The sequence below is a fragment of the Hydrogenophaga sp. YM1 genome, from assembly GCF_016903055.1.
GTDB classification, from domain to species: domain Bacteria; phylum Pseudomonadota; class Gammaproteobacteria; order Burkholderiales; family Burkholderiaceae_C; genus Hydrogenophaga; species Hydrogenophaga borbori.
Genome location: NZ_CP070223.1, coordinates 2,028,751 through 2,046,733, shown reverse-complemented (window position 1 = coordinate 2,046,733; position 17,983 = coordinate 2,028,751). Strand labels below are relative to the sequence as shown.

18 protein-coding genes are annotated in these 17,983 nt (G+C 68.3%); 7 read left to right on the top strand and 11 right to left on the bottom strand.

Annotation, left to right across the window (positions count from 1 at the left end):
* Positions 1-22: 22 nt before the first annotated feature.
* The 4 genes from trxA (at position 23) to JNX00_RS09500 (ending at position 4,060) form a co-directional block, all read left to right on the top strand.
* Positions 23-355: a thioredoxin TrxA gene (gene trxA, locus JNX00_RS09515; RefSeq protein WP_070397983.1), complete on the top strand. Its 333-nt coding sequence runs from the start codon at positions 23-25 to the stop codon at positions 353-355.
* Between the two features lie 205 nt (positions 356-560).
* Positions 561-1,823, top strand: coding sequence for a transcription termination factor Rho (rho, locus tag JNX00_RS09510; RefSeq protein ID WP_070397984.1), 1,263 nt, complete (start codon positions 561-563; stop codon positions 1,821-1,823).
* Positions 1,824-1,991: 168 nt separating this feature from the next.
* Entirely contained in the window at positions 1,992-2,246 is a 255-nt protein-coding gene (locus JNX00_RS09505; RefSeq protein ID WP_070397985.1) for a type B 50S ribosomal protein L31, read from the top strand.
* 110 nt (positions 2,247-2,356) lie between these two features.
* A complete protein-coding gene (locus JNX00_RS09500; RefSeq protein WP_204744799.1) occupies positions 2,357-4,060 on the top strand; it encodes a hypothetical protein in 1,704 nt (567 codons plus the stop codon).
* Between the two features lie 12 nt (positions 4,061-4,072).
* Here JNX00_RS09500 and phoR read toward each other — a convergent pair whose 3' ends face one another.
* From phoR to pstS, 7 genes are all read right to left on the bottom strand, one after another.
* Positions 4,073-5,395: a phosphate regulon sensor histidine kinase PhoR gene (gene phoR / locus JNX00_RS09495; protein WP_204744798.1), complete on the bottom strand. Its 1,323-nt coding sequence runs from the start codon at positions 5,393-5,395 to the stop codon at positions 4,073-4,075.
* A 58-nt stretch (positions 5,396-5,453) separates the two neighbouring features.
* Positions 5,454-6,185 (bottom strand): phosphate regulon transcriptional regulator PhoB, encoded by a 732-nt coding sequence (gene phoB, locus JNX00_RS09490; protein WP_204744797.1) that lies wholly within the window; start codon positions 6,183-6,185, stop codon positions 5,454-5,456.
* Positions 6,182-6,883 (bottom strand): phosphate signaling complex protein PhoU, encoded by a 702-nt coding sequence (gene phoU, locus JNX00_RS09485; RefSeq protein ID WP_070397988.1) that lies wholly within the window; start codon positions 6,881-6,883, stop codon positions 6,182-6,184. The genes phoB and phoU overlap by 4 nt, the downstream gene beginning before the upstream one ends.
* Positions 6,884-6,922: 39 nt before the next feature.
* Positions 6,923-7,750 (bottom strand): phosphate ABC transporter ATP-binding protein PstB, encoded by an 828-nt coding sequence (gene pstB / locus JNX00_RS09480; RefSeq protein ID WP_239478293.1) that lies wholly within the window; start codon positions 7,748-7,750, stop codon positions 6,923-6,925.
* A gap of 38 nt (positions 7,751-7,788) precedes the next feature.
* Positions 7,789-8,643 carry a phosphate ABC transporter permease PstA gene (pstA, locus tag JNX00_RS09475; protein ID WP_070397989.1) on the bottom strand — a complete coding sequence of 285 codons (855 nt, stop codon included), beginning with the start codon at positions 8,641-8,643 and terminating at the stop codon, positions 7,789-7,791.
* Positions 8,644-8,662: 19 nt separating this feature from the next.
* Positions 8,663-9,655, bottom strand: a complete 993-nt coding sequence (gene pstC / locus JNX00_RS09470; RefSeq protein WP_175442804.1) for a phosphate ABC transporter permease subunit PstC — start codon at positions 9,653-9,655, stop codon at positions 8,663-8,665.
* Between the two features lie 145 nt (positions 9,656-9,800).
* A complete protein-coding gene (gene pstS, locus JNX00_RS09465) occupies positions 9,801-10,832 on the bottom strand; it encodes a phosphate ABC transporter substrate-binding protein PstS (RefSeq protein ID WP_070397991.1) in 1,032 nt (343 codons plus the stop codon).
* A gap of 196 nt (positions 10,833-11,028) precedes the next feature.
* Between pstS and JNX00_RS09460 the strand changes: the two genes are divergently transcribed.
* Positions 11,029-12,516 carry a Ppx/GppA phosphatase family protein gene (locus tag JNX00_RS09460; RefSeq protein WP_070397992.1) on the top strand — a complete coding sequence of 496 codons (1,488 nt, stop codon included), beginning with the start codon at positions 11,029-11,031 and terminating at the stop codon, positions 12,514-12,516.
* Between the two features lie 73 nt (positions 12,517-12,589).
* Positions 12,590-13,051, top strand: coding sequence for a hypothetical protein (locus JNX00_RS09455; protein WP_204744796.1), 462 nt, complete (start codon positions 12,590-12,592; stop codon positions 13,049-13,051).
* A 7-nt stretch (positions 13,052-13,058) separates the two neighbouring features.
* On the opposite strand, the gene JNX00_RS09450 is transcribed toward JNX00_RS09455, so the two are convergent.
* Genes JNX00_RS09450 through JNX00_RS09435 form a run of 4 tightly spaced genes read right to left on the bottom strand, consistent with a single transcriptional unit; the run spans position 13,059 to position 17,314 of the window.
* A complete protein-coding gene (locus tag JNX00_RS09450) occupies positions 13,059-13,541 on the bottom strand; it encodes a histidine phosphatase family protein (protein WP_070398244.1) in 483 nt (160 codons plus the stop codon).
* 25 nt (positions 13,542-13,566) lie between these two features.
* Complete coding sequence (ppk1, locus tag JNX00_RS09445; protein ID WP_070397994.1) at positions 13,567-15,645, bottom strand: polyphosphate kinase 1; 2,079 nt, start codon at positions 15,643-15,645, stop codon at positions 13,567-13,569.
* Positions 15,642-16,571, bottom strand: coding sequence for a UDP-2,3-diacylglucosamine diphosphatase (locus tag JNX00_RS09440; protein WP_070397995.1), 930 nt, complete (start codon positions 16,569-16,571; stop codon positions 15,642-15,644). Before JNX00_RS09440 ends, ppk1 begins: the two co-directional genes overlap by 4 nt.
* Positions 16,571-17,314, bottom strand: a complete 744-nt coding sequence (locus JNX00_RS09435) for a GNAT family N-acyltransferase (protein WP_239478329.1) — start codon at positions 17,312-17,314, stop codon at positions 16,571-16,573. The genes JNX00_RS09440 and JNX00_RS09435 overlap by 1 nt, the downstream gene beginning before the upstream one ends.
* Before the next feature lie 135 nt (positions 17,315-17,449).
* Here JNX00_RS09435 and JNX00_RS09430 point away from each other — a divergent pair, with 135 nt between their 5' ends.
* Entirely contained in the window at positions 17,450-17,983 is a 534-nt protein-coding gene (locus tag JNX00_RS09430; protein WP_204744794.1) for a DOMON-like domain-containing protein, read from the top strand.

Below are 17,983 nucleotides of genomic sequence, written 5' to 3'. Positions count from 1 at the left end.
ACCGAACACCCAAGGACGAACCATGGCCAGCGACCTGATCAAACACGTTTCCGATGCCAGCTTCAAGGCCGATGTGCTGGACAGCAAAGCCCCGGTGCTGGTGGACTTCTGGGCCGAATGGTGCGGCCCCTGCAAGATGATCGCGCCCATCCTGGACGAGGTCGCCGGCACCTACGACGGCAAGCTGCAGGTCGCCAAGCTCAACGTCGACGACAACCGCGACGTGCCCGCCAAGTTCGGCATCCGCGGCATCCCCACGCTGATGCTGTTCAAGGACGGCCAGCTCGCCGCCACCAAGGTGGGCGCCCTCAGCAAGGCCCAGCTCACCGCCTTCATCGACCAGCAGCTGGCCTGATCCCCTCCCTGGCCCGGGCGCCCGCCCGGGCCCCGAGCCGCGCGCGGGCTCGACGACAGGGCGCACACACAGCGATTCCTGTCATAATCCGGCGCAACGCGGGCAGCAAGCCCGCCGCTTTCCCCCAGCGCAACGTCCGTCATCCGGACCGCAGCGCCCACCTCCCCGCTCATCCCCCTATCGCCTCCGCCCTGGAGTGACGGCTATGCACCTGAACGAACTCAAGGCCCTGCACGTTTCCGAAGTGGTCAAGCAGGCCGAAGCGCTCGAAATCGAAAACACCGGCCGCATGCGCAAGCAGGAGCTGATGTTCGCCATCATCAAGAAGCGCGCGAAAGCCGGCGAACAGATCTTCGCCGACGGCGTGCTCGAGGTTCTGCCGGACGGCTTCGGCTTCCTGCGCGCGCCGGACACCAGCTACACGGCCAGCACCGACGACATCTACATCTCGCCCAGCCAGATCCGCCGCTTCAACCTGCACACCGGCGACATGATCGAGGGCGAGGTCCGCATCCCCAAGGACGGCGAACGCTACTTCGCCCTCAACAAGCTCGACAAGATCAACGGCCTGGCTCCCGAGGAGAACAAGCACAAGATCATGTTCGAGAACCTGACGCCGCTGTTCCCCAAGGAGCAGATGCGCCTGGAACGCGACATCAAGAGCGAAGAGAACATCACCGGTCGCATCATCGACATCATCGCGCCCATCGGCCGCGGCCAGCGCGCGCTGATCGTCGCCCCGCCCAAGAGCGGCAAGACGGTGATGATGCAGCACATCTGCCACGCCATCACCGCCAACCACCCCGACGTGGAGCTCATGGTCCTGCTGGTGGACGAGCGCCCCGAGGAAGTGACCGAAATGCAGCGCACCGTGCGCGGCGAGGTCATCGCCTCCACCTTCGACGAACCGGCCGCCCGCCACGTGCACGTGGCCGAGATGGTGATCGAGCGCGCCAAGCGCCTGGTCGAGCTCAAGAAGGACGTGGTGATCATGCTCGACTCGATCACCCGCCTGGCCCGCGCCTACAACAACGTGCTGCCCTCCTCGGGCAAGGTGCTCACCGGCGGCGTGGACGCCAACGCCCTGCAGCGGCCCAAGCGGTTCTTCGGCGCGGCGCGCAAGGTGGAGGAAGGCGGTTCGCTCACCATCATCGCCACCGCCCTGGTCGACACCGGCTCGCGCATGGACGAGGTGATCTTCGAGGAGTTCAAGGGCACCGGCAACTGCGAGATCCACCTCGACCGCCGCCTGTACGAAAAGCGCGTCTTTCCCTCCATCCAGCTCAACCGCAGCGGCACCCGCCGCGAAGAGCTGCTGCTGCAGCCCGAGATCCTGCAGAAGACCCGGATCCTGCGCCAGTTCATGTACAACATGGACGAGATCGAGGCCATGGAAATGGTCCTCAAGAGCATGAAGGCCACGAAGAACAACTCCGAGTTCTTCGACATGATGCGCCGAGGGGGGTAAGCCCCCTGCGCCCCGTGAACGGGGACAAGGTCTGCGGACCGGCCAAGCCGGCCCCGCGCCATTCCCGGTCAGACATTCCCGCTCGGCTATAATCGCCGGCTTTGCTTGGCGGCAAGTACGTCGGAAGGGTTCCGGCGCGGCTGTCGCAACCGACCACAAGGAACCGCCATGAAAGAAGGCATCCACCCGAACTACCGCCCGGTCTGCTTCCAGGACCTGTCGAACGGCGCCCAGTTCATCATCAATTCCTGCGCCCCCACCAAGGAAACCGTCAAGCTGGACGATGGCCGCGAGCTGCCGCTGTTCAAGCTCGACACCTCCAGCGAGTCGCACCCCTTCTACACGGGCACGCAGAAGAGCGTGGACAACATGGGCGGCCGCGTCGAGAAGTTCCGCAACCGCTACGCCAAAGCAGCCAAGTAAGCCTGGCGCCTGGCCCCCCAAAAGCAGCCGCCACCGGCTGCTTTTTTTTCGCCCCAGCCGCCACGCGCACGCCGCTTGCCCCGGCCATGCCGCTTGTATAGTCCCCAGCCGTGAACCGCCCGACGCCCGCCATCGTGAGCCAGTCGGCCGTGCGCCGCCTGCCGCGCGTGGCCCTGATTCTGTTCTGCGTGGCCTATGTGCTGCCCGGCTTCCTGGGCCGCGAGCCCTGGAAGAACGCCGATGTGGGCGCGTTCGGGGCCATGGCCGAGATGGCCGCCGGCGGCAGCTGGTGGCACCCCGCCGTGCTGGGCCTGCCGGTGGAAGACACCGCCCTGCTGCCCTACTGGCTGGGCGCGCTGTTCATCAAGGCCCTGCCGTTCCTGCCCCCCGATTTCGCGGCCCGCCTGCCCTTCGGCCTGCTGCTGGCGCTCACCCTGAGCTGCACCTGGTACGCGGTGTACCAGCTGGCGCGCCAGCCCGCCGCCCTGCCCGTGGCCTTCGCCTTCGGCGGTGAGGCGCGGCCGGCCGACTACGCCCGCGCCCTGGCCGACGCCGGCTTGCTGGCCCTGGTGGCCTGCCTGGGCCTGGCGCAGTTCTCGCACGAAACCACACCCGACGGGGTGCGCCTGGCCGCCACGGCGGCCATGCTGCTGGGCGCCGCCCGGCTGGCGCACCCCGGCCTGCCCCGCGCCTGGCGCGGCCTGCTGTGGTGGGCGGGTGGCTGGCTGGCGCTGGCGCTCAGCGGCTCGGCCACGCTGGGCCTGGCCCTGGGCCTGGGCTGGCTGGCGCTGCTGTGGTTCAACCGCCAGGCTCAGCGCGACGAGGACCGCAGCGACGCGGTCACGCTCGGCGCCGCCAGCGCCATCGGCGCGCTCATGGCCCTGGGCAGTGCCTGGGCGGGCGCCCTGGCGCTGCCCGACGCGTCCCTGGCACTGAGCCGCCCCTGGGACAGCTGGGGTCGGCTGCTGCTCTGGTTCACCTGGCCGACCTGGCCGCTGGCGCTCTGGACGGTGTGGCGCTGGCGCCGCCAGTGGCAACAGCCCCACGTGGCCCTGCCGTTGTGGGCCGCATTGATCGTGGTGCTGCACTCCGCGCTGGATCCGGAGCGCGACCGCGCCCTGCTGCTCGCCCTGCCCGCGCTGGCCGCGCTGGCCGCCTTCGCCCTGCCCACCCTGCGGCGCAGCGTGGCGGCGCTGATCGACTGGTTCACGCTGCTCTTCTTCTCCTTCTGCGCCTTGGTCATCTGGGTGATCTGGGTGGCCATGATGACCGGCGTGCCGGCCAAGCCCGCCGCCAACGTGGCGCGCCTGGCACCGGGTTTCGTGCCCGAGTTTTCCTTCCTGCTGTTCGCGCTCGGCGCCGCGGCCACGCTGGCCTGGCTGTGGCTCGTGTCCTGGCGCGTGGGCCGCCACCGCGAAGCCATCTGGAAAAGCCTGGTGCTGCCCGCCGCCGGCAGTACGCTGTGCTGGCTTCTGCTGATGACCCTGTGGCTGCCGCTGCTGGACTTCGGCCGCAGCTATGGGCCGATCTCGCGGCGCATCGCGGAGCTGGTGCCTCCGCAATCCTGCGTACTCGCCGATGGCCTGTCCCAGGCGCAGATCGCGGCCCTGCGGCACCACGGCGGGCTGAGGCTGGTGCGAACCGGCCAGAACGACCCGGCCGGCGCCGACTGCCGCAGCCTGATCGCCACCCCGCAGAGCCAGAGCAGCCTGCACCAACGCGTCGATCTCACCCAGTGGGCCTTCAAGGCCAACCTCTGGCGCCTCAACGACAGCAAGGAAAGCCTGGTGCTGTACCTGCGCGTGGGACGCTGAGCCCGACTCGCCTCAGTCCGGCGCCGAGGTCCGCACCCGTGTGGGCGGCAGGGAGATGGTGAAGGTCGTGCCCTGCCCCACCGTGCTCTGCACGTCGATGCGCCCGCCGTGCCGCTGCGCCACGTGCTTCACGATGGCCAGTCCCAGGCCCGTGCCGCCGGTCTCGCGCGAGCGGCTGCGGTCCACGCGGTAGAAGCGCTCCGTCAGGCGCGGCAGGTGTTCGGCCGCGATGCCAGGGCCCGAGTCGCTCACATAGAACTCCGCCAGGCCTTCGTCGTTGATGCGCCAGCCCGGCTCGATGCGGCCGCCACCGGGCGTGTAGCGCACGGCGTTGCTCATCAGGTTGGACATCGCGCTGATCAGCTCCGTCTTGGCGCCCGACACCCAGAACGAGGCGCTGTTCGCCGACGGCTCGATGCGGTGCGGCGTGCTGGCGATCGCCTGGCTCAGGCCACGCGCCTCCTGCACCACATGCTCCAGCAATTCCTGCGTGCCGGTCCACTCGCCCGGCCCCGGCGCCGGGCTGCCCTCCAGCCGCGACAAGGTCAGCAGGTCGTTCACCAGCGTCTGCATGCGGTGCGCCTGTTGGCTCATGAGGCCCAGGTACTGCTGGCGCTCCTCTTCGCTGAGCTCCAGGCTCTGCATGGTTTCCACGAAGCCGCTGAGCACCGTCAGCGGCGTGCGGATCTCGTGCGACACGTTGGCCACGAAGTCGCGCCGCATCGTCTCGGCCAGTTGCACGGCCGTGACGTCGCGCGTGATCATCAGCTTGCGCTTCTTGCCATACGGGTGGATTTGCAGCGATATCTTGGTCGGCTGCGAGGGGCGCGGCCCGATGCCGTCGATGGTGATCTCGTGCCCGAAATCCCCTGCACTGAGATAGGCGTTGAACGCCGGGTGGCGCACCAGGTTGCGCACGTATTGCCCGAGGTCGCGCTGCGGATCGAAGCCCAGCTGGTTGGACGCGGTGAGGTTGGCCCACTCGATGCGGCCCGCTGCGTCCAGCAGCACCACCCCGTTCGGCGAGGCCTGGATCGCGGCCAGGAAATCTTCCAGGCGGGCCTCGCTGCTGGCGGCCTTCTTTTCCAGCTTCTTGATCAGCTTGCGGCACCGGTCGAGCAGTTCGCCCCAGAAGCCACCGAGCTCGGGCATGCGCGAGGCATCGGCCTTGTTGAGCCAGCGCAGCACGCGCTGCGCGCGCACGGCGTCGCGCACGATCCAGATCGAGCAGCCCGCCAGGGCCCCCACGAACGCCAGGGCCGCGCGGTCGGCGGCCCAGCCCACCGCCGCTCCCAACGCCACCAGCAGCAGCAGCTCCAGAATCCGGCGGCTCATGGGGTCACGGGCGCGCAAGCCGCCGCGGTGCAGGCCCTGGCGGGCGGCAAAGCCGGGCTCATGTCGCCGAGAGCGGCGTGCCGGGTGTCTGGCGTGCGGGGCTGCCCATGGCGGTGAGGCGGTAGCCCGCGCCGCGCACCGTCTCGATCATGGTCGAGGCCTCACCCAGGGACTCCCTCAATCGCTTGACGTGAACGTCCACGGTGCGCTCCTCGATGAAGACATGGTCTCCCCAGACCTTGTCGAGCAGCGTACCACGGGTGTGCACGCGCTCCGCGTGCTTCATGAGGTAGTGCAGCAGCTTGAACTCGGTGGGCCCCACCTTGAGTTCGCGCCCGCGAAAGCTCACACGGTAGGTGGCCGCGTCGAGCGTGAGCTCGCCCACCTGCACCGAGTCGTTGACGATCTCGGGCGCGCGGCGGCGCAGCACCGCGCGGATGCGCGCGAGCAGCTCCTGCGTGGAGAACGGTTTGGTGATGTAGTCATCGGCACCGGCGTCCAGGCCCTGCACCTTGTCGCTCTCGTCGCTGCGCGCGGTGAGCATGAGGATGGGCACGGTCTTGGTGCGTTCGTTCTTGCGCCACTGGCGCGCCAGCACCGCCCCGCTTTCGCCGGGCAGCATCCAATCGAGCAGGATCACGTCGGGCAACACCGCGTCCACCTCGCGCTGCGCGGCCGCGCCATCGAACACGATGGTGGGCGCGAAGCCGTTGTGGCGCAGGTTGACGGCGATCAGTTCGGCGATCGAGGGTTCGTCCTCGACGACCAGGATCCGGGGCAGCTTTCTCATCCGGCAACGGACTCCACTTTGTCGACGGGCGTGTGACGGACGTCTTCGCCCTTGACGATGAAAATGATTTGCTCGGCGATGTTCTTCGCGTGGTCGCCGATGCGCTCGATGGACTTGGCCAGGAACAGCAGGTCCAGGCTCGGCGAGATGGTGCGCGGATCTTCCATCATGTAGGTGATGAGTTTGCGCAGGAAGCCGTTGTACTCCTCGTCGATCTGGTCGTCGGCCTTGATGATGGACACCGCCATCTGCGTGTCCAGGCGCGCGAAAGAGTCCAGCGACTTGCGCAGCAGCGCGGCGGCCAGGTCGGCCGCCAGGCGCAGCTCGGAGATGGGCAGGTTGCGCGGCGTGCCGTTGCCGATGATGGATTTGACCATGCGTGCCATGCGCGCCACTTCATCGCCCGCGCGCTCCAGGTTCTGCGTGGTGCGCGAGATCGCCATCAGGAAGCGCAGGTCACGCGCCGTGGGTTGGCGGCGTCCGATCGTCGAGATGATCTCGTGGTCGATCGACAGCTCCATCTGGTTGATGCGGTTCTCGTTCTCTTCCACCTGGAGGGCGGACTCCAGGCTCATGTTGCCCAGGGCGTAGACCGCCTGGTGAAGCTGGGATTCGACCAGGCCGCCCATCTCGAGCACGTGGGTGGAGATGGAGTTCAGCTCGGCGTCGAACTGGCTGGACAGGTGTTTGTCGCTCATTCGCGTGTCTCCCGTGGGGTTGGCGTCTGCAGGGCCGGATCAGCCGAAGCGGCCGGTGATGTAGTCCTCGGTCGCCGTCTTGGTCGGCTTGAAGAAGATCTGCTCGGTGGCGCCGAACTCGATCAATTCGCCCAGGTACATGTAAGCGGTGTAGTCGCTGCAGCGCGCGGCCTGCTGCATGTTGTGCGTGACGATGGCGATGGTGTAGTCGGACTTGAGCTCGTGCACCAGTTCCTCGACCTTGCCAGTGGAGATCGGGTCCAGCGCGGACGTGGGTTCGTCGAGCAGCAGCACCGAAGGCTTGACCGCCACGCTGCGCGCTATGCACAGGCGCTGCTGCTGGCCGCCGGACAGCGACAGGCCGCTCTGGCTGAGCTTGTCCTTCACTTCCTTCCACAGCGCGGCTTTGGTCAAGGCCCATTCCACGCGGTCGTCCATGTCGCTGCGCGACAGGTTTTCATACAGGCGCACGCCGAAGGCAATGTTGTCGTAGATCGACATCGGGAATGGCGTGGGCTTCTGGAACACCATGCCGATGCGCGCGCGCAGCAGGTTCAGGTCCTGCTTGGGGTCGAGGATGTTCTGTCCATACAGGCGGATCTCGCCCTCGGCGCGCTGACCGGGGTACAGGCTGTACATGCGGTTGAGCGTGCGCAGCAGCGTGGACTTGCCGCAGCCCGAGGGGCCGATGAAGGCCGTGACGCGCTTTTCCTGGATGTCCAGCGTGACGTTCTTGAGGCCCTGGAACTTGCCGTAGAAGAAGTTCAGGTTGCGCACCTCGAGGGCGTTGCGCGCTTCGCCCGGGGCAGCGGGCGCACGGCTGGCGACCAGGTTCTCGGGGCGGATGGCGATGGTGGATTCGGACATGGTCGTGTTCCTTGTTGTGCGGTCGGCTCGCGTGGGCGTCAGGCTTTCACCTTGTCGCGGAAGAACACGCGCGCCAGGATGTTGAGCGCCAGCACGGTGAGCGTGATGATCAGCGCGCCAGCCCAGGCCAGGCGGACCCAGTTGTCGTAGGGGCTCATGGCGAACTGGAAGATCACCACCGGCAGGTTCGCCATGGGGCGGCTCATGTCGGTGCTGAAGAACTGGTTGCTCAGCGCGGTGAACAGCAGCGGCGCGGTTTCACCACTGATGCGGGCCACCGCCAGCAGCAAGCCGGTGATGACGCCGCTCTTGGCCGCGCGCAGCGTGACCATGAGCGAGACCTTCCAGCGCGGCGCGCCGAGCGCGAAGGCCGCCTCGCGCAGACTGCCGGGCACCAGGCGCAGCATGTTCTCAGTGGTGCGAACGACGACCGGCACGGCGATCAGCGACAGCGCCAGGCTGCCCGCGTAGCCCGAGAAATGGCCCGCCGTGGCGACCGCGATGGAGTACACGAACAGGCCCAGCACGATGGAGGGGGCCGACAGCATGATGTCGGTGACGAAGCGCGTGAACTCGGCCACCTTGCTGTTGTCGCCGTACTCGGTGAGGTAGATGCCCGCCAGGATGCCCACCGGCGTGGACACCAGCACCGACAGGCCAACGATCATCAGGCTGCCCAGCAAGGCGTTGCGCAGGCCGCCCCCCTCCGACCCCGGGGCCGGCGTGTCGGCGGTGAAAACGTTGAGGTCCAGGCCCGCCAGACCGTTGGAGAACAGGACCCACAGGATCCACAGCAGCACGAACAGCCCCAGGCCCATGGCGCCCATGGACAGGCTCAGGCCAATGAGGTTGGTGCGCTGGCGGCGCTTGTAGAGCGATTGGTTCATCTGCATGGTGTGTCTCGCTCGGGGCTCAGGCGCCCTTGGCCTTCTCGGTGCGCAGGATCATCCACTTGGCCAGTGCCAGCACCACGAAGGTGATGCAGAACAGCAGGAAGCCCAAGGCGAACAGGGTGTTGAAGTGCAGGCCCTCGGCCTCGCCGAACTCATTGGCCAGCACCGAGGCGATGGAGGTGCCGGGCGAGAACAGCGAGGTGGGCATGCGGTTGGCGTTGCCGATCACGAAGGTGACGGCCATGGTCTCGCCCAGGGCGCGCCCCAGGCCGAGCATGATGCCGCCGATGACGCCCTTCTGCGTGTACGGCAGCACCACCTTGGCGACCACCTCCCAGGTGGTGCAGCCCAGGCCGTAGGCCGATTCGCGCAGGATGGGCGGCGTGATCTCGAAGACGTCGCGCATCACCGCCGCGATGAACGGCAGCACCATGAACGCCAGGATGACGCCCGCCGCCAGGATGCCCAAGCCGTTGGGCGCGCCGCCGAACAGCCAGCCGATCAGGGGCATGCCCATCATCAGCTCGCGCACCGGCACCTGAAAGTAGTCGGCGAACACCGGCGCAAACACGAACAGGCCGAACATGCCGTAGATGATGGACGGCACGGCCGCCAGCAGTTCGATGGCGGTGCCCAGCGGCCGGCGCAGCCACACGGGACAGGTTTCGGTGAGGAAGAGCGCAATGCCGAAGGCCAGCGGCACGCCGAACAGCATGGCGATGCCCGCGCTGAGTAGGGTGCCGACGATCGCGATGGCGGCGCCGTACTGCTCATTGACGATGTCCCACTCCACGGTCCACAGAAACTTCAAGCCAAAGGTCTTGAAGGTGGGCCAGGCGTTGAGGAAGAGGGAAACAATGATGCCCACCAGCGCCACGAGCACCAGCAGCGAGAAAGCCTGGGTCAGGCGGTGAAAGACCAGGTCTTGCCATTGCTGGCGGCGGGCGACGGCCACCATGGCGTCGTCGCTGCGCTGGTCACGCGTACCGGATGGGGAACGGGAGGAAGCCATGCTGGGGTCTGCGCTGCGGGTGGTGGTGTTCATCGGACCCCCTTCGGGCCGTTTATGACGGACTGTATGACAGACATCGGACCGAAAAAACCCACCGGCCGGCCTCTGCCCACCGGGGGGTTCGTCGGGGCCTGGGCCCAGCCGATCAGCGGGCGATCTGCGACCAGACCTTGTCGCGGATCTGGCCGGTCACCGCGTCGGGCATCGGCACGTAGTCCAGGTCGATGGCGGCCTGCTTGCCGTTCTTGAACGCCCAGTCGAAGAACTTGAGCACCTCGGCCGATTGCGCCTTGTCGGCCGGTTGCTTGTACATGAGGATGAACGAGGCGGTGCTGATGGGCCAGCTGTCCTTGCCCTTGGCGTTCACCATGGACACGCCCATGCCCGGCACGCTGAACCAGTCCACGCCAGCGGCGGCGGCCGCGAAGCTCTTGTCGTCGGGCTGCACGTATTGGCCGTCGGCGTTCTGCAGGGTCATGTGGGGGATGTTGTTCTTCTTGGCGTAGGCGTACTCGACGTAGCCGATCGCGCCGCGGGTGCGGCTGACGTTGGCGGCCACGCCTTCGTTGCCCTTGCCACCCACCGAGGTGGCGGCCGGCCACTTCACGGCGGCGCCCTTGCCCACGGCGTCGGCCCAGTCCTTGCTGACGGCGCTCAGGTAGTCGGTGAAGTTGAAGGTCGTGCCCGAACCGTCGGCGCGGTGCACCACGGTGATGGCGGTGTTGGGCAGGGTCTTGCCGGGGTTCAGCGCAGCGATCTTGGCATCGTTCCAGGCGGTGATCTTGCCCAGGAACATCTCGGCCAGCACCGGGCCGGTGATGCGCACCGAGCCGGGGGCGAAACCTTCGAGGTTGAACACCGGCACGGTGCCGCCGATGATGGCGGGGAACTGCACCATGGCGTCCTTGTCGAGGTCGGCGCCGCTCACCGGGGCGTCGGAGGCACCGAAGGCCACCGTCTTGGCGCGGATCTGGCGCAGACCGCCCGACGAGCCGATCGACTGGTAGTTCAGGCCGGTACCCGTCTGAGCCTTGTACATCTCCGCCCACTTGGCATAGATCGGGAACGGGAACGTGGCGCCGGCGCCGGTGATGTCGGCGGCGTGCGCGGTGCCGAGCGCGACGGTGGCCATCGCGGCAGCGGCCAGGGCTTTCAGGAGGGTGCGTTTGCTGTTCATGCGAGGGGTCCTCAGGGGTTGCGGAAAAGGCGGACAAACGGACTTTATGGAGGCTGTGTGACAGCTGCGTGACATCAAAAGCCCGTCATAAAAAGAACCGCCCACGCCACCCCCGCCACCGCCCACGCCCGGGGCATGCGTCACAATCGGCGCCTCGCCTCCCTGCGGGGTTCACCCGCACGCCCCCCATTTCTCCATGCAAAACGGAACCCTCCTCGCCGCCGTTGACCTCGGCTCGAACAGCTTTCGCCTGGAGATCGGCCGCTACCACGCCGGCCACATCGAGCGGGTGGAGTACCTGAAGGAAACGGTGCGCCAGGGCAACGGGCTGGACGAGGAGAAAAACCTGGGTTCGGCCGCCATGGTGCGCGGCTGGGAATGCCTGGCGCGCTTCGGCGAGCGCTTGCAGGGCTTCAAGAAGCAGCAGGTGCGCGCCGTGGCCACGCAGACCTTGCGCGAGGCCCGCAACCGGGACGAATTCCTCAACCGGGCGCAGCAGGTGCTGGGCTTTCCGATCGAGGTGGTTTCGGGCCACGAGGAGGCGCGGCTGATCTACCAGGGCGTCTCGCGGCTGCTGCCGCATTCCGACGAGCGCCGCCTGGTGGTGGACATCGGCGGGCGCTCCACCGAAATGATCATGGGCCAGGGCTACACCGCCGAGGTGCTGGAGTCCTATCGGCTGGGCAGCGTGGCCTGGTCCTCGCGCTACTTCCCGCGCGGCCAGTTCACCGCGTCCACGCTCAAGACCGCCGAGGTGGCCGCCAAGGCCGTGCTGGACGAGGCGCTGGACAAGTTCCCGCCCGCGCAGTGGCACGTCGCCTACGGCTCCTCCGGCACGGTGGGCTCCATCGCCGACATGCTGGGTGCCAACGGCTGGGCCATGGGACTGATCACCCGCTCCGGCCTGGACTGGCTGACCGAGCGGCTGCTGCGCGCCGGCCACGTGGACAACCTGCGCCTCGACGGGCTGAAGGACGATCGCCGTCCCGTGCTGGCGGGCGGCCTGGCGGTGTTGCGCGCGATCTTCGACCTCTATGGCCTGGACCAGATGCTGCCCGCGCAGGGCGCGCTGCGCCACGGCGCGCTGTACGACCTGATCGATCGCGAGAGCGATGGCGGTGATGTGCGCGAGCGCACCGTGCGCTGGCTGGCGCAGCGCTTCTCGGCCGACGAGGCGCAGGCACGCCGCGTGGGCGAGGTGGCCAATGCCCTGTTCTCGCAGATCGCCGCGCCGGACGAGCAGGACAGCCGCTACTCGCAGAAGCTGGCCTGGGCCGCGCAGCTGCACGAGATCGGCTCGCACATCTCGCACGAGCGCAACCACCACCACGGGGCCTACATCCTGGACAACCTGGACGCACCGGGTTTCTCGCTGCGCGAGTTGCACCGCATGAGCGAACTGGTGCTGGGCCAGCGCGGCAAGCTGCGCAAGCTGGAGCAGTCGCTGCAGGACGAGCTGTTCGCCAAACAGCTCATCTGCCTGCGACTGGCGGTGCTGCTGTGCCACGCGCGCCAGATGCCCGAATACCAGGCGATGCGCCTGAGCTACAAGTCGGGCGCTTTCAAGCTGTCCACGCCATCGGGCTGGGCCCGGCGCTTCCCGCAGTCTGCCTGGCTGCTGGGTGAAGAGGTACAGGCCTGGCAGAAGGTGTCGGCCTGGAAGTTCACGGCGGACGTCCGCTGAGCCGCCTCCGATCTTTCATATAAACCGTTTATACGGTTTATACTGAACGCCCCTTATTCAACGAGGAGCGTTCATGGCCTCAGCCACCGACAAGTCCACCAGCAAGAAGCCCAAGCTCGTTCGCGACAGCTTCACCATCCCGAAGAACGAGTTCGCCGCGATCGAAACGCTCAAGACCCGCGCCATCGCGCTGGGCATCAGCGTCAAGAAGAGCGAGTTGCTGCGCGCCGGACTGATGGTGCTGCAAGGCCTGAGCGACGCCGCCTACAAGACCGCCGTGGCCGCCGTGCCCACACTCAAGACCGGCCGGCCGGCCGCCAAGGCACCCTCCGTCCCGCCGGCCCCGTCGAAGCGAAAGGTCGCGGCGAAGAAGCCAGTGGCCAAGAAGGCCCACCAAGCCGCCACAAAACCCGCTGCCAAGGCCGCCCCGAAGGCGCCAGCAAAGACCGCCGCGAAACCCACGGCCAAAGCCGCGGCGAAGCCGACCCCCGCCAGGAAGGCCGCTCCCCGCAAGGCGCCCGCCAAGGCCGCCTGAGCCGGCGTCACAGCATCTCGGGCGTCTGCACCGTCACGACCACGGTCTCGCCCACGCCGGCGCGCTCGCGGTGGCGCAGCCACCACAGCGCGCCTTTTTTCACTGAGCAATCGTCCTCGGTAAAGCCGAGCAGGCGCGCGACCACCTGGCCCAGCGTGGGCTGGTGGCCCACCACCAGCACGGGGCTTTTGCCCGCCGGCCATTGCACCAGGTCCAGTAGGGCCTCGGCGCTGGCCTCGGGCGCGATCGCCTCGCTCAGCTTGTAGCGCCGGCCCAGCGCCATCACCGTCTGCTCGCAACGAGCGGCCGGGCTGCTCCAGACCCGCGCGCCCTCGGGCAGTTGGCGGTCCAGCCAGGCCGCCATCCGCGCGGCCTGCTTCTCGCCGCGCGGCGTGAGCCGGCGCGCCAGGTCGTGGCGGTCGCCCGGCAGGCCCTCGGCCGGGTCGGGGTGGTCCTGCGCTTCGGCGTGGCGCCACAGGATCAGGTCCATGCCGCGCACCGTCATGGCCATGCCTTCAGCCTTTCCCGCCATGCCGGGCCATCAGGCTGGCCTGGGCCGACTGCAAGTGGTGGCGCTGGCGCCCCGAGGCGCCCTGCCCGGCCGGCACATAGCGACCGTCTGGCTGCAGCAGCCAGGCATCGCGCGTGTCGTGCAGATAGGCGTTGAGGCATTCGTCCACGATGCGCTGGCGCAGGGCCGGATCGGTCACCGGCCAGGCCAGCTCCACGCGGCGCAGCATGTTGCGGTTCATCCAGTCGGCGCTGGCCAGCCAGACCTCTTCCTCGCCGCCCACGCGGAAGTGGTACACGCGCGAATGCTCCAGCAGCCGGCCGATGACCGAGCGCACGCGCACGTTGTCGGTGAAGCCAGGCACGCCGGCCGGCAGTACGCAGGCGCCGCGCACGATGAGGTCGATCTTCACACCCTGCTGTGAGGCCGCGGCCAGCGCGCGCGCCAGCGGTTCGTCGGTGAGCGCGTTCATCTTCAGCGTGATGCGCGCGTCCTGCCCGCGTGACGCGGCCTCGCCGGCGGCGGCCACCTTGTCGAGCATGGCCTTGTGCAGCAGGAAGGGCGCGATCAGCGCCTTGTTGAGCCGAGCAAGGCGGTTCTGGCTGGCCAGATGCAGGAAAACCTGGTCCACGTCGGCGGTGAGCGCCTCGTCGGCCGTGAGGGTGCTCAGGTCGGTGTAGACGCGCGCGGTGCCGGGGTTGTAGTTGCCGGTGGACAGGTGCGCGTAGCGACGCAGCCCTTCGGCCTCGCGGCGCGTGATCAGCAGCATCTTGGCGTGCGTCTTGAGGCCGACCACCCCGTACACCACCTGCGCGCCCACGGACTCCAGGCGCTCGGCGTAGTTGATGTTGGCTTCCTCGTCGAAGCGGGCCTTGAGCTCCACCACAGCCGTCACTTCCTTGCCGCGGCGCACTGCCTCGCGCAGCAGATCCATGAGCTCGCTCTTGGCGCCCGTGCGGTAGATGGTCTGCTTGATCGCCAGCACGTCGGGGTCTTCCACCGCCTCGCGCAGAAAGGACAGCACCGCGTCGAAGCTCTCGTACGGCTGGTGGATGAGCACGTCGCCCTGGCGCAGCCGCTCGAAGAAGGACTGGCCCGGCGTGAGCTGCAGCGGCCAGCCGGGCAGGTAGGGCTCGAAGCGCAGCTCGGGCGCGTCGACCTTGTCGATGAGCTGGTTCAGGCGCACCAGGTTCACCGGGCCGGGCACGCGGTACAGGCAGGCCTCGGGCAGGCCGAACTGCTCCAACAGGAAGTCGGACAGGAAGGTGGAGGCACCGGCCGAGACCTCCAGCCGCAGCGCCTGACCGTAGTGGCGCTGCTGCAGGCCCTTGCGCAGCGCGGTGCGCAGGTTCTTCACCTCTTCCTCGTCCACCGCCAGGTCGGAGTGGCGCGTGACGCGGAACTGCGAAAACTCGGTCACCTGGCGGCCAGGGAACAGGTCGCCCAGGTGCGTGCGGATCAGGCTGGAGATGGAGACGAAATGAATCTGCCGCGAGCCCTTCACCGACGGCAGGCGGAAGAAGCGCGGCAGGATGCGCGGCACCTTGACGATGGCGATCTCGTTTTCGCGGCCGAAGGCGTCCTTGCCTGTGAGGCGCACGATGAAGTTGAGCGACTTGTTCGCCACCTGCGGAAACGGGTGCGCCGGGTCCAGGCCCACGGGCATCAGCAGGGGTTGCACCTCGTTGTGGAAGATCTCGCGCACATGGCGGCGCTGGCGCGCGTTGCGCTCGCTGTGGGCGACGATCTTGATGCCCTTCTTCTCCAGCGCGGGCAGCAGCTCATCGTTGTAGATGGCGTACTGCTGGGCCACCAGCTCGTGCACCTTGGCCGACAGAGCATCGAAGGTCTGGGCGGTGTAGAGGCCGCGCGTCTCGTGGGCCTTGGCCGCCGCCAGCTGAGGCGCCATGCGCACCTCGAAGAATTCGTCCAGGTTGCTGGAGACGATGCTGAGGTAGCGCAGGCGCTCCAGTTCGGGCACATCGGGGCGGCGCGCCCAGTCCATGACGCGTTCGTTGAACGCGAGGATGCTGTGGTCGCGATCGAGAAGGGAAAAGCGCGGAATGGAGGCGGAGCCGGTCATGCGCCGATTATGGTTTGGCCGCGCGCGTTTTCACCATGCGCGATGCCGTCGGGCAAGGCGCCCGGCGCCCAGTGCACCAATTCCAGCCGGCCGTCCAGGTGCTCCACCAGGGCCGACAGGCTTTCCACCCAATCGCCGTCGTTGCAGTACAGCGTGCCATCGATGCTGCGCATCTCGGGCCGGTGGATGTGGCCGCAGACCACGCCGTGGTAACCGCGCGAGCGGGCCTCGGCCGCCACGGCGCGCTCGAAGTCCATCACGTAGTTCAGGGCCTTCTTGACCTTGTGCTTGAGGTACTGCGAGAGCGACCAGTACGGCAGGCCCAGGCGCGCCCGCAGCGAATTCAGGTGGCGGTTCAGGCGCAGCAGCAGCTCGTAGGCGTTGTCCCCCAGGTAGGCCAGCCACTTCGCGCACTGGATCACGCCGTCGAAGTGGTCGCCGTGCACCACCCACAGGCGACGGCCGTCGGCCGTGAGGTGCACGGCTTCGTTGCTGACCTCGATGCCACCGAACTGGTGGCCGTCGAACTGGCGCGCGAACTCGTCGTGGTTGCCGGGCACGAAGACCACGCGGCAGCCCTTGCGGGCGCGGCGCAGCAGCTTCTGTACCACGTCGTTGTGCGACTGCGGCCAGAACCATTTGCGGCGCAGTTGCCAGCCGTCGATGATGTCGCCGACCAGGTACAGGGTTTCGCTCGGGTGCTGCTTGAGGAATTCCAGCAGCTGGCGCGCCTGGCAACCGGCCGTGCCCAGGTGCAGGTCGGAGATGAAAACGGCCCGGAAGCGGGCGCGCTCCGGGCCGTCGGGGGTGGTGTCGCCATCGTCGGTGTCGTCGGCCCCCAGGTCGATGGGCAGGGCGCCGCCGCCCCCGGCCGGCAGGCGCGAGCGCGCCGCCCAGCCACCCAGTGCATCAAAAGCGGATCGCATCAGGCGTTCCCCAGCAGGTGCTTGCGGTAGCGCGCGGGCAGATCCCCCAGGCGCATCAGCATGGGCAGGTCGGCGGTGTTGAAGTCGGGGTCCCAGGCCGGCGGCCCCAGCACCTTGGCGCCCAGCCGCAGATAGCCCTTGATGAGGGCGGGCGGCTCCACCTCGAGCGAGCCGTCCAGCCGGTCGACCGGCAGCGGCAGGCGCGGGCGGACGTGCCAGTCGATGGGCGCCAGGTGGCGCTCGCGCACCTGGCGCCAGAGGCTGGCGGCCAAGCGGCCGTCGTGCTGCATGGGGATGCTGGCGCAGCCGATCATCACGTCCAGCGCATTGCGCTGCATGAAGTCGCCCAGCGCGCCCCACAGGGCCAGGATGACGCCGCCCTGGCGATGCGCCGGGTGCACGCAGCTGCGCCCCAGCTCCACCATGCGATCGCGCACCTGGCGCAGGCGGGTGAGGTCGAACTCGGTGTCGCTGTAGGTGCTGCCCACGCGGCGCGCCTGCACGGGCGTGAGCACGCGGTAGGTGCCGATCACCGCCCCGGTCGCGGAATCGCACACCAGCAGGTGCTCGCAGAAATCGTCGAAAAGGTCGATGTCGTGGCCGGGCAGCGGCGTGGACAGCCGCGCACCCATCTCGCCCGCGAAGACCTCGAAGCGCAGGCGCTGCGCCGCGCGCACGTCGTCGAGGTGGCGCGCCCAGCGCACCTGCAGACCGCTGGCACGCTGGGGCGCGGGCGGGGCCATGGGCGGCGCCAGCGCCGCGGAGATCAAGGTCTTGTCCATGGCCTTTCATGCTGCGGCGCTTGCGTGGCGCGCCCATGGCAAGCCAATGACCGTTCCGTGACTCGGCGCGGGGCACGGGCTGACACAATGGCGCCCGTGTCCGCCGCCCTGAACCTCTGCCCCCACCCCGAATCGCCGCGCATCGAGCTGTCGGTCTCGGTGCTGGTGAGCGCCGAGCCGCGCGAGCTGGTGCTGCACTACCGCGTGCGCGGCGACACCGCCGCGGTGCGCTGGCCCGAACCCCTGGGTGGCGGCATGGCCGACGGCCTGTGGCGCCACACCTGCTTCGAGGCCTTCATCGGCCAGCCCGGCCAGGGCGCCTATCGCGAGTTCAACTTCTCCCCCTCGGGCCAGTGGGCCGACTACGCCTTCAGCCGCACGCGCGTGCGCGATGCGCTGAGGGGACCGCTGCACGCGCCCCTGATCGAACGGCGCGACACGGCCGAGGGCGTCGAACTCGTCGCCGTGCTCGATCGCCGGCAACTGCCGCCCGGGCCCTGGCAGCTGGGCCTGAGCACCGTGATCGAAGACCAGCACGGCCAAGTCTCGCACTGGGCCTTGCACCACCCCCGACCCACGCCCGATTTCCACGACCCCGCGGGCTGGACACTGCGCCTGCCCGCCGACTGA

Bases quoted from the DNA above. Each gene is read 5' to 3' on its own strand.
- JNX00_RS09505 (WP_070397985.1), top strand. From the start codon at position 1,992: ATGAAAGAAGGCATCCACCCGAACTACCGCCCGGTCTGCTTCCAGGAC.
- trxA (WP_070397983.1), top strand. From the start codon at position 23: ATGGCCAGCGACCTGATCAAACACGTTTCCGATGCCAGCTTCAAGGCC.
- JNX00_RS09440 (WP_070397995.1), bottom strand. From the start codon at position 16,571: ATGCGATCCGCTTTTGATGCACTGGGTGGCTGGGCGGCGCGCTCGCGC.
- pstA (WP_070397989.1), bottom strand. From the start codon at position 8,643: ATGCAGATGAACCAATCGCTCTACAAGCGCCGCCAGCGCACCAACCTC.
- JNX00_RS09450 (WP_070398244.1), bottom strand. From the start codon at position 13,541: ATGGACCTGATCCTGTGGCGCCACGCCGAAGCGCAGGACCACCCCGAC.
- rho (WP_070397984.1), top strand. From the start codon at position 561: ATGCACCTGAACGAACTCAAGGCCCTGCACGTTTCCGAAGTGGTCAAG.
- pstC (WP_175442804.1), bottom strand. From the start codon at position 9,655: ATGGCTTCCTCCCGTTCCCCATCCGGTACGCGTGACCAGCGCAGCGAC.
- JNX00_RS09460 (WP_070397992.1), top strand. From the start codon at position 11,029: ATGCAAAACGGAACCCTCCTCGCCGCCGTTGACCTCGGCTCGAACAGC.
- phoR (WP_204744798.1), bottom strand. From the start codon at position 5,395: ATGAGCCGCCGGATTCTGGAGCTGCTGCTGCTGGTGGCGTTGGGAGCG.
- JNX00_RS09435 (WP_239478329.1), bottom strand. From the start codon at position 17,314: ATGGCCCCGCCCGCGCCCCAGCGTGCCAGCGGTCTGCAGGTGCGCTGG.
- JNX00_RS09455 (WP_204744796.1), top strand. From the start codon at position 12,590: ATGGCCTCAGCCACCGACAAGTCCACCAGCAAGAAGCCCAAGCTCGTT.
- phoU (WP_070397988.1), bottom strand. From the start codon at position 6,883: ATGAGCGACAAACACCTGTCCAGCCAGTTCGACGCCGAGCTGAACTCC.
- pstB (WP_239478293.1), bottom strand. From the start codon at position 7,750: ATGTCCGAATCCACCATCGCCATCCGCCCCGAGAACCTGGTCGCCAGC.
- phoB (WP_204744797.1), bottom strand. From the start codon at position 6,185: ATGAGAAAGCTGCCCCGGATCCTGGTCGTCGAGGACGAACCCTCGATC.
- ppk1 (WP_070397994.1), bottom strand. From the start codon at position 15,645: ATGACCGGCTCCGCCTCCATTCCGCGCTTTTCCCTTCTCGATCGCGAC.
- pstS (WP_070397991.1), bottom strand. From the start codon at position 10,832: ATGAACAGCAAACGCACCCTCCTGAAAGCCCTGGCCGCTGCCGCGATG.